General features: G+C 36.9%; 13 protein-coding genes. 6 read left to right on the forward strand and 7 right to left on the reverse strand.

Annotation, left to right across the window (positions count from 1 at the left end):
• The 6 genes from ACFING_RS08465 to ACFING_RS08490 all read right to left on the reverse strand — a co-directional run.
• The coding region (locus ACFING_RS08465; protein ID WP_375630465.1) for a hypothetical protein at positions 1-424 on the reverse strand (424 nt) is incomplete at its 3' end.
• A 5-nt stretch (positions 425-429) separates the two neighbouring features.
• On the reverse strand, positions 430-891 hold the full coding sequence (locus ACFING_RS08470) for a hypothetical protein (protein WP_375630466.1): 462 nt from the start codon (positions 889-891) through the stop codon (positions 430-432).
• A complete protein-coding gene (locus ACFING_RS08475; RefSeq protein ID WP_375630467.1) occupies positions 888-1,451 on the reverse strand; it encodes a hypothetical protein in 564 nt (187 codons plus the stop codon). The genes ACFING_RS08470 and ACFING_RS08475 overlap by 4 nt, the downstream gene beginning before the upstream one ends.
• Before the next feature lie 14 nt (positions 1,452-1,465).
• A complete protein-coding gene (locus tag ACFING_RS08480) occupies positions 1,466-2,230 on the reverse strand; it encodes a hypothetical protein (protein WP_375630468.1) in 765 nt (254 codons plus the stop codon).
• A gap of 113 nt (positions 2,231-2,343) precedes the next feature.
• Positions 2,344-2,724: a hypothetical protein gene (locus tag ACFING_RS08485; RefSeq protein WP_375630469.1), complete on the reverse strand. Its 381-nt coding sequence runs from the start codon at positions 2,722-2,724 to the stop codon at positions 2,344-2,346.
• A 245-nt stretch (positions 2,725-2,969) separates the two neighbouring features.
• Positions 2,970-3,296 (reverse strand): hypothetical protein, encoded by a 327-nt coding sequence (locus ACFING_RS08490; RefSeq protein WP_273721234.1) that lies wholly within the window; start codon positions 3,294-3,296, stop codon positions 2,970-2,972.
• 113 nt (positions 3,297-3,409) lie between these two features.
• Between ACFING_RS08490 and ACFING_RS08495 the strand changes: the two genes are divergently transcribed.
• The 3 genes from ACFING_RS08495 to ACFING_RS08505 are packed head-to-tail and all read left to right on the forward strand — an operon-like array spanning position 3,410 to position 5,252.
• Complete coding sequence (locus tag ACFING_RS08495) at positions 3,410-3,733, forward strand: hypothetical protein (RefSeq protein ID WP_375630470.1); 324 nt, start codon at positions 3,410-3,412, stop codon at positions 3,731-3,733.
• A gap of 10 nt (positions 3,734-3,743) precedes the next feature.
• Positions 3,744-4,481, forward strand: coding sequence for a hypothetical protein (locus ACFING_RS08500; protein ID WP_375630471.1), 738 nt, complete (start codon positions 3,744-3,746; stop codon positions 4,479-4,481).
• 12 nt (positions 4,482-4,493) lie between these two features.
• Positions 4,494-5,252 carry a hypothetical protein gene (locus ACFING_RS08505; RefSeq protein WP_375612681.1) on the forward strand — a complete coding sequence of 253 codons (759 nt, stop codon included), beginning with the start codon at positions 4,494-4,496 and terminating at the stop codon, positions 5,250-5,252.
• Here the strand turns inward: ACFING_RS08505 and ACFING_RS08510 are convergent.
• Complete coding sequence (locus ACFING_RS08510; RefSeq protein WP_375630472.1) at positions 5,225-5,938, reverse strand: hypothetical protein; 714 nt, start codon at positions 5,936-5,938, stop codon at positions 5,225-5,227. The two genes, ACFING_RS08505 and ACFING_RS08510, sit on opposite strands and share 28 nt — an antisense overlap.
• Positions 5,939-5,967: 29 nt before the next feature.
• Between ACFING_RS08510 and ACFING_RS08515 the strand changes: the two genes are divergently transcribed.
• The 3 genes from ACFING_RS08515 (at position 5,968) to ACFING_RS08525 (ending at position 8,341) form a co-directional block, all read left to right on the forward strand.
• Positions 5,968-6,441, forward strand: coding sequence for a crossover junction endodeoxyribonuclease RuvC (locus ACFING_RS08515; RefSeq protein WP_375630473.1), 474 nt, complete (start codon positions 5,968-5,970; stop codon positions 6,439-6,441).
• Positions 6,431-7,678 carry a hypothetical protein gene (locus ACFING_RS08520; protein WP_375630474.1) on the forward strand — a complete coding sequence of 416 codons (1,248 nt, stop codon included), beginning with the start codon at positions 6,431-6,433 and terminating at the stop codon, positions 7,676-7,678. The genes ACFING_RS08515 and ACFING_RS08520 overlap by 11 nt, the downstream gene beginning before the upstream one ends.
• Positions 7,679-7,951: 273 nt before the next feature.
• Complete coding sequence (locus ACFING_RS08525) at positions 7,952-8,341, forward strand: hypothetical protein (protein ID WP_375630475.1); 390 nt, start codon at positions 7,952-7,954, stop codon at positions 8,339-8,341.
• Positions 8,342-8,717: the final 376 nt, after the last annotated feature.

The following is an 8,717-nucleotide window of genomic DNA, read 5'->3' on the forward strand; positions in this document are numbered from 1 at the left end:
CGTTCTGGGCGGTCATAGTTTGTTTACAATCTTCTGAATTATCATAAATTTTTACATTGCCATAAATTCTTGAATCGGCATAAATAATCACATTTCCATAAATTTGTGTGTGTCCAAAAATATGTCCATCATATATTTTGACGTTATTATAAATTTTTGCATTGCCAAAAATCTCGGCACAATCACCAATTTGTGCTTTATCATAAACCTTAGCACTATCGTAAATCTTGGCACAACAATACGCCTTGGCATCATTATAAATCCAGCAATCGTCTTTTTGACTTAAATTGTCTTCATACTCTACAAAGCCCCCAAGGTCCCCAGCCTTAACATCACCAAAATCTTTTAATGCACGTATGCGGTAAAGCGTAAGGTATCCATCAACTTCGATTGTTTCATCAGTAAATTCGTATTTTTTTTCCATGATTACTATTTCTCACGTTCTACGATTACGGTGGAGCCACTAATTTTACAATTTCCAGCAATGTCTACACGACAGCAAATATATGCTTGATTGTAAATTTTAGCATTTCCGTAAACGTGTACACTTTTCCCTATAACAGAATTCCCATAAATCCGCGCATAGTCAAAAACCTTGGCATTATCTCCAACATCAGCACCACCAACTTCGGCATAATCAAAAACTTGTGCATTGCCATAAACGCGTGCATTCCCATAAACCCGCGCATCATCATAAACTTTGGCATCACCGTAAACGTGTGCATTGCCAAAAATCCAACAGTCTCTCTTATGGCTTAAGTTGCTCTCTTTTTCTATAAAACCGCCGAGGTCACCTTTTTTGACATATCCAAAGTCTCTTAATGCTCTAATTCGGTGAAGAGTTCTTCCATCAAACACAGTTTTTTCATCAGTAAATTCGTATTTTTTCATCTGGTCTTTTCTCCAGTTGAGATTCTTTTATTGCCATCAATCCAGTCGTCCCAACATACACATGCTGCACCGTAAATTTTTGCATGACCGTAAACATGCGCATCACCGGAAACTTCTGCATTGCCGTAAACACGCGCCCTATCGTAAATGTATGGCTCTTCGTAAACTTGTGCATTGCCATAAACTTCTGCATTATCAAAAACGTGCGGTTCACCGCAAATATGTGCATCACCGTAAACTTCTGCATGACCGTAAATGCATGGTTCATCGAAAACTTCTGCTTTGCCATAAATACGAGAATTGCCGTAAACATGTGCATAACCGTAAACTTGTGCATTTTCGTAAACCTTAGCATTACCAAAAACCTTGGCATTACCGTAAACTTTTGCATAATCCCCAATCCAGCAATTACCATGATGACTTAGATTGTCTTCTTTCTCGATATAGCCGCCAAGATCACCTTTCTTGACGTCCCCCAAATCTCTCAGTGCACGAATGCGGTGAAGGATTTTGCCCCCAACTTCGATTGTTTCATCAGTAAGTTCGTATTTTTTTTCCATGGTTTAAGTCGCCCTTATCTTAAAACAGTGTCATTTCCAGATACTTTTGTATTTCCGGTTACTTCGGCATTCTCGCAAACTATTGCACCACCAAACACACGGGCATTTCCAGAGATTTTTGCGTGACCGCCAACTTTAGCTTTTTCAGAGACATGTGCTCCATCATAAATTTCGGCACAACCACCAACCTTTGCTTTACCGAAAATACGAGCATTGTCACAAGCGGATGCAACGTGCGAAATTGTAGCGTTGTTGAAAACTTCTGCATTGTCATAAACGCGTGCATGTTCGGAAATTACGGCGTCATGGTATATTCTTGCTTTTCCATAAACCTTGGCATCACCGCAAACTTTTGCATTAACGTAAATGACTGCATCATCGTAAACATGTGCATCATCGTAAACACGTGCATCATCGTAAACACGTGCATCATCGTAAACTTGTGCACTTCCATAAATACGAGAATTGTCGTAAACCTTGGCGTTACCGTAAACTTGTGCCTTATCGTAAACTTGTGCCTTATCACAAACCGTAGCATTTCCACTAATACAGGCGCCATCAAATATCTTGGCATTATCAAAAATGGTAGCGCTTTCAAGCACCTTGGCATCACCATCTACCCAACAATCATCTTCATGACTTAGGTTGTCTTCTTTCTCGATATAGCCTCCTAGGTTGCCTTTCTCGACATCACCAAAGTTTCTTAAAGCACGTATACGGTGAAGGATTTTGCCATCAACATTGATTGTTTCATCAGTAAATTCGTATTTTTTTTCCATGGTTTTACTCCTTTAAGTTAGATTCTGCCTTTGTCGTTCTTGCAAAAGAACGGCATTGCATTGTGGGGTGAATTTTTTGAAAAGGTGGCGTCTTTTAAAAACGCCTTTAGCTTTTAAAGCACATCACAAGGACGCAAACGGTGTTGTTTTTCGTAAGAACCATACATTGCATCATCATATTCGCGCTGTTTTATATCATCTAAAAAAAAACCGTATGCTGTGCTGTGTAGAATAAAATCGTGAGGAATGTTTCCGTTGAAACACTGCTCTTCACATTCTTTAAGATAGAATTCGGCAATATCTTCAGAGATATCTTCGCAACGATTAGTCGTTGGTTCAATACGCAAAATTTGGACAGCATTATCGGCTTGGTCGATAAATTTGATCATGTCACTTTCTTCTAAGAAAGGACCAGATTTAGCGAGATTTTGCTCTTCATTTTCGCAGATGACTAAGAGAATTTCATCAGAATTTATAAACACTGGTTTATTCACAAATGCCTCCATACTGCCTATTGGCAAAAGTTATTTTCTAAGATATGGAGTGAACATATTTTCGATTTTAGAATAAGTCAATATAATTTTTCTAAAACAGAAAAAAATTTTTTTAGTGATAGACAAATAGTCTACACAAAAAAGTAATTTAATTTTCATTTCAATGTGGAGAAAATTCTGTATGAAGCAGTCTAAAAAAGCTCTAAAAATATTTTCGTCATTAACAAATGAGCAAAAACGGGTGGTTATTTTCCATCTTCTTCTTGCAAAGATCGCAGAAAAGAAATGACGGCTTTTCTATGCTCTGGCTTTGCCGAGGAATATAATTTTAAAAAATAATCATCACAATTATCGGGTATAAAATGAGGGGGGAGAGCTTTAAAAAATGAAGTTAATCTAACGAGTTCATCAGCAGATATGCTTCTACTTTCTTTATCATCATCGACAGAAAGCATCTTAGATACAACAGATGTATGAAGTCCCATATGTTTAGCTAATTCAGTTCGGGACCCATGACCCATTGTTTTAAGTTTTTCATTTGCCCAAATTTTTATTTCTTTTTGAATATCCATACTTATCAATATTCCTATTGTTTTAAAAAATATCAACATTTCTATTTTAGAAAAAATGTTGACATTTTTTCTATAATCGAATAAATGCCCGTTTGATAAATAGAGAAATTAAAATGAATATCAAAAATTCAGCAGGTACGATTATAAAATATTTAGGCGGTGCGAAACGTGTGTCATTGATTTCTCAATGCCATGTGTCTGCTGTTTATAAATGGACTTATCCTTTAAAAAAACTAGAGGGTAAAGGCGGAATTATACCAGCTAAATACCAAATTATGCTTTTGAATTACGCACGTGATCATGGAATAGATTTGCGTCCAGAAGATTTTTTTTATCCCGAGCGCTTGCAGAGATTAATGCAAGAGCAACACCCCCCATTGTCGAAAATTAGCAAGAGCTGCGGTGTTGATCACACCGGAGAAACTTTACAGCATTAAGGAGATAAAGATGAGTTCGAATGAAATTTTATGGATAGCAGTGGTTTCAGTTTTGCTCTTAAGCGGAGTGATGTTTCGTATTGCATTGCATTATCGCAACCAAGTTAAAGCACTTAAAGAGCAGGTTCAAGATATTAAGAAAAAAATGAAAGAGAATGAGTTTAGGTATTTAAAGGAAAGCAAGCAGACAATTGATGAATGTGATGCAGATCTTGAAGAACGTGACGAGGAAATTAAACAACTGAAACAAAAGACTGAAGAGCATGAAAAGGCGTTCAGAAATGTAAGTGAAGTTGTAATGACACTCGAAGCAGATGTTCAATCACGTGATACGGAAATTAAAGAATTGAAGCAAAAGATAGATGCGTACCGAGAAGACTTTAAACGGAAAAGTGAAAAGATACAGGCACTAAAAGCAGATGTGCAATCACGTGATACGGAAATTAAAGAATTGAAGCAAGAGATTAAAGAACGCGACGAGAAAATTGAAGAACTTAAGCAAAAGATAGATGCGTACCGAGAAGACTTTAAACGGAAAAGTGAAAAGATACAGGCACTAAAAGCAGATGTGCAATCACGTGATACGGAAATTAAAGAATTGAAACAAAAGATAGAAGAACATGACGACGAGGAAATTGAAGAACGTGACAAGGAAATTAAACAACTGAAGCAAGAGCTTAAGCCGCGTGATGAAGCAGTAAAAGCGCCGCCTCATAAGAATAAGAAGAGTAAGAAGAAGGGTAAGTGAGGAGTGGATAAGATGACAGTTAAAAAGAAGTATGAATCTACTGATGAAACAATCGAAGTTAATGGAGTTACGCTTCATCGTATACGTGCTTTAAGAAATTTTAGAGATGTGTACGCAGGTGACTTAGGTGGCTTTATTGAAAATGAAAGCAATTTAAGTCATGAGGGAGACTGTTGGGTTGGGGACGATGCAAAGGTTTATGGTAGTGCTAGGGTTTACGGTCGAGCCAAGGTTTTTGGTAATGCCAACGTTTATGATAACGCTCATGTTTATGGCAATGCCATTGTTTATTTTGATGCTAAAGTTTTTGGTAATGCACATGTATACGGTACAGCAATAATTTGTGAAAATGCCCGTGTGTGTGGTGATGCATGGATTGATACAGGTTTTATTAGTGGTTGTGATTTAGTTAATAGTAGTAAAAAGAAATACGAACTTACAGACGATACAGTTGATCTCGGTCCTTTCAAGTTACACCGAATACGAGCATTGAGAAGCTTTGGCAAAGTAAAGAAAGGTGATTTAGGTGGCTGGGTAGAGAGTGAAGAGAACCTCAGTCACGAAGGTAATTGTTGGATTAGTGGTTTAGGGGCTGTTTTTGGTGGCGGCAGATTACGTGGTGATCACCTAGTTCCAAACTTTAATTACATTTCCAATACGACTTATAAATTGTCTATGTTAACACCACAACAATACATGGCATCTCTACCTTGGCACCGTAGAATATGGGAGCGACTCCGTTATTATTGGGAGTGCGGAATATGGTTGTAGTTATTAGAACTATCCATAAGTTCTTTTCCTTTAGATATCCCGTTTTCCCAAGCTTTGTCCTGTTCATCTGTCCAACGGAAAAAACCAAGACAAAAAGTGGTCTCAAGAGTTTTTTCTGGATTATTACATGAGGTATGTTCAACTACGATGGTTATAGGTTTTCTTAAACATGGTTTTTGTGGGTGTATGGTAAACCAAAGAGTCAATTTACTTTTGGCTTTTATACTAAAAAGATCAAAAAATCCCAAATGGTTAGGATCTAATTTTGGGTCTATTAAATCAATATGCTTTTCGCTTTTTAAAGCGATTTTCTTTCCATTTTTACGTTTTTTAGAATCTGAGATACCTTCGGTAGGATCTGGGTAGAGTGCTTCAGTAAATATAAATGGGTGTTTTTTAGGTATTTTTATGTGATTTATTTTGATTATTTGGTTTGTAGGATTGTAAATGGCTAATTCCAATTCACCTTCAAGGTCACTAGGATGCTTTGGAGACAGATGTTCAAAAACTGTACGTACAGTACAGTTTTGCAACTTTTGTCCTAAACATTTTTCTTTTTGTTCTTTGTAGCTTTTATACAAAACAAAAAGTAGAGAGAACGTACTAATGATTAAAGAAATACATTCATATGTTGTTGGTGTATCTTCCATATTTTTCTCAGCCCGCTTTTTGAAAAAAACAATCATATAAAACACATTATGTATGGAGCGGCGTTGTGACTAACACGATTCTTTGTTTTGATCTAGGTACCAAAACGGGGTGGGCGATACGTGGTGCAAGTGGTGACATGTTCAGTGGTACCGTGAATTTTCAATCACGCCGTTTTGAAGGCGGTGGAATGCGTTACTTGCGTTTTAAACAATGGCTATCAGAAATAAAGCAGACAGCAGGTCAAATTGACGTGGTGTATTTTGAAGAGGTGAGGCGTCATAAAGGTACAGATGCAGCGCATGTTTACGGTGGTTTGTTAGCAACGTTAACGGCGTGGTGTGAACAGCATCAGATACCGTATGAGGGTATACCAGTAAGTACGATTAAGAAAGCGACGACAGGCAAGGGGAATGCGTCGAAAGAAGAGATGATTAAGGCGGTGCGTGCAAAAGGGCACAATCCGAAAGATGACAACGAAGCAGATGCTTTAGCAATTTTATATTTAGTTAAAGAAAGGGAATTGGGGTATGTCCATTAAATTACCATGGACGAGGCTTTTTGCAGACCAGTGGGCAATTGTTGTTGATTATTTGCCTGCTGTAGAGGGAAATATCTATATGCGATTACGGTTACGTATGTTGCGTACTGGTGAACCTCTTTTTTATAATATTAAAGTTTTATCTAATTACACTGGTTATTCAGTGAAGAAGTTTGAAGCGGCACTGAATGTTTTGCTTGAAGAAGGATATCTCATTCGTTTAGCAGATGGTCGCTTGTGGAATTTAGATGTTGAAGAAGAGCTTTCTAACTCTCATGAGAGTTTAGAAAAGGTATCAAAAGCATCACGATCAAAGAGATTATCGGAGAGAGCAAAGAAAGCAGCGCAGGCAAGATGGGATAAACATACAACTTATACTTGTGATGCTTGTGATGATGCTCAAGTTACTGAAAATACTGATAAAAACGATGCTAAAGCAATGCTTAATGATGCTAAAACGATGCTTAATGATGCTAAGCATGCTAAGCATGATGCTAAAGCGATGCTTAATGATGCCTATATATATAACAATAACATTAACAATAACATTAACAATAACAATAACAAAAAAAATAAAAATATTATTTTATCAAAAAGAGAAATTGATTTTGAAAATTTAGAAACAAACGATTTTGTTGAAAAGGCAATCGAGTGTGATGTTGAAAGCCAATCAGAACAAATCAAAACGATAGAAACCAAACAACCAATCATTCGCGAGCAAAATATCAATCTTTCAAACGAAGTTAACAACCGATGGCAAATTAACGAAGCGATGATTGCGAAATTGCCTTCACGAAAAGTTAAAAAGGTTGGAAAAAAACTTTCAGAAATCTTTGACACGATGATGCCTGCTTATTTTCCAGAGAAAGCAAACTTTTTTGAAGAAAGCAAGAAAACAAGGGAAAAACAAGAAGTTGAAAGAATACTAGAAGATTTCAAACCCGATTTTCAATACGCAACTGAACAAGGATTAACGCATGATGAAGCCTTATCAGAATTTGAAAAATTTATACGCTTTTCAAAAACCAATCCATGTCGAAATGCAAATGAACGCGATTGGCAAAGCGCTTGGGATAATTGGATTACGCATCCAGAATATGGATTGGTAATTAAGAAACACAAAAAATTAGAAACGGAAAAACTATATGCAACCGCATGCTATAAATCATCATCAAACAATTTCGCAAATAAGCTTTCAGAAAGATTTAGCATACCCCCAACAGCGATCTACGCTTAAAGACACTTATGGATCAGAAATAGAGCTTTTTTCGGAAGCATCAGTCATGAAATCGTATTTAAAAGGATCCGAAAAAACAGCAAAGTAGTGAAGTTTGCTGATGATTTTGAGAATATATATGCGTTTAAATTGACAGAAAGGCACCGTACAGAGCGATTTAAAGATTTTGCGATAAAAACCACATTGAAATTAAAAACGCTTCTGTACGGTCCATTTTGAGGCAAATAAACCCATTGGTAAAGTTATGGATTTAGATAGGGGATATTAAACCAAATGTTTTTAAGAAAACGTAAACAGAAGGGGGGGAAAAAGTTCGTTGCAACGGCGGTGGGGCATGCCCCATGGGGATTAGGGGTAGCAGAGTATTTTTACAATCTTTACGAATATGATGATGGTACAAGAGAATATGAAGAATTTGACGGTGGTCAGTATCATGAGATGCCTGAGAATGTTGATTACAGTACCAAGGCGCAAGTGAAAGCTTGGATATACGGTGGTGATTTGCCAAGAAGCGTATTGAGTTGCGAAGCGTTGATAGACGAGGTGAATAGGGAAATCAAAAAACGTACAGTTAAAGCAGTGAAAACTTATGATGATATAGACAACGAGCTAGAGAAAGCACTTGGTATTCAATTAGGTAAGTATCAAAATGAAAAAAAGTGAAAAAAATAAAAAATACGTATTGACATTAAGGAAAGGTTCGTTTAGAAAGGCGTCAAGTGTGTAGAAACACTTAGCGAATAGCGGATAGGTTACGATACAGCCTCTCCCATGCCTTTTAAAATACTGACTTTCTTTTATGCTATCATTGGCATATAACGATTTATGTCGGGTGTAGTGTGTTATACAATACCCTTTTTAGGGGAAAGCACACAGCGGACTATTCGCCGTGTTTCTAGCACCCGACGCCCTTATAGGGTGTCAATAGAAACCTTCTTACGAATAGGATTACTAGCATGAAAGCTACAGTTAAAAAGAGAAAACCATCCAAAAAATATGAATTGACTAATGAAATAGATCATATGACTGGTCTCACATT

This window comes from Bartonella sp. AP150HLJHH (genome assembly GCF_042196385.1).
Taxonomy (GTDB): domain Bacteria; phylum Pseudomonadota; class Alphaproteobacteria; order Rhizobiales; family Rhizobiaceae; genus Bartonella.

Bases quoted from the DNA above. Each gene is read 5' to 3' on its own strand.
- ACFING_RS08520 (WP_375630474.1), top strand. From the start codon at position 6,431: ATGTCCATTAAATTACCATGGACGAGGCTTTTTGCAGACCAGTGGGCA.
- ACFING_RS08500 (WP_375630471.1), top strand. From the start codon at position 3,744: ATGAGTTCGAATGAAATTTTATGGATAGCAGTGGTTTCAGTTTTGCTC.
- ACFING_RS08490 (WP_273721234.1), bottom strand. From the start codon at position 3,296: ATGGATATTCAAAAAGAAATAAAAATTTGGGCAAATGAAAAACTTAAA.
- ACFING_RS08470 (WP_375630466.1), bottom strand. From the start codon at position 891: ATGAAAAAATACGAATTTACTGATGAAAAAACTGTGTTTGATGGAAGA.
- ACFING_RS08475 (WP_375630467.1), bottom strand. From the start codon at position 1,451: ATGGAAAAAAAATACGAACTTACTGATGAAACAATCGAAGTTGGGGGC.
- ACFING_RS08480 (WP_375630468.1), bottom strand. From the start codon at position 2,230: ATGGAAAAAAAATACGAATTTACTGATGAAACAATCAATGTTGATGGC.
- ACFING_RS08525 (WP_375630475.1), top strand. From the start codon at position 7,952: ATGTTTTTAAGAAAACGTAAACAGAAGGGGGGGAAAAAGTTCGTTGCA.
- ACFING_RS08505 (WP_375612681.1), top strand. From the start codon at position 4,494: ATGACAGTTAAAAAGAAGTATGAATCTACTGATGAAACAATCGAAGTT.
- ACFING_RS08495 (WP_375630470.1), top strand. From the start codon at position 3,410: ATGAATATCAAAAATTCAGCAGGTACGATTATAAAATATTTAGGCGGT.
- ACFING_RS08510 (WP_375630472.1), bottom strand. From the start codon at position 5,938: ATGATTGTTTTTTTCAAAAAGCGGGCTGAGAAAAATATGGAAGATACA.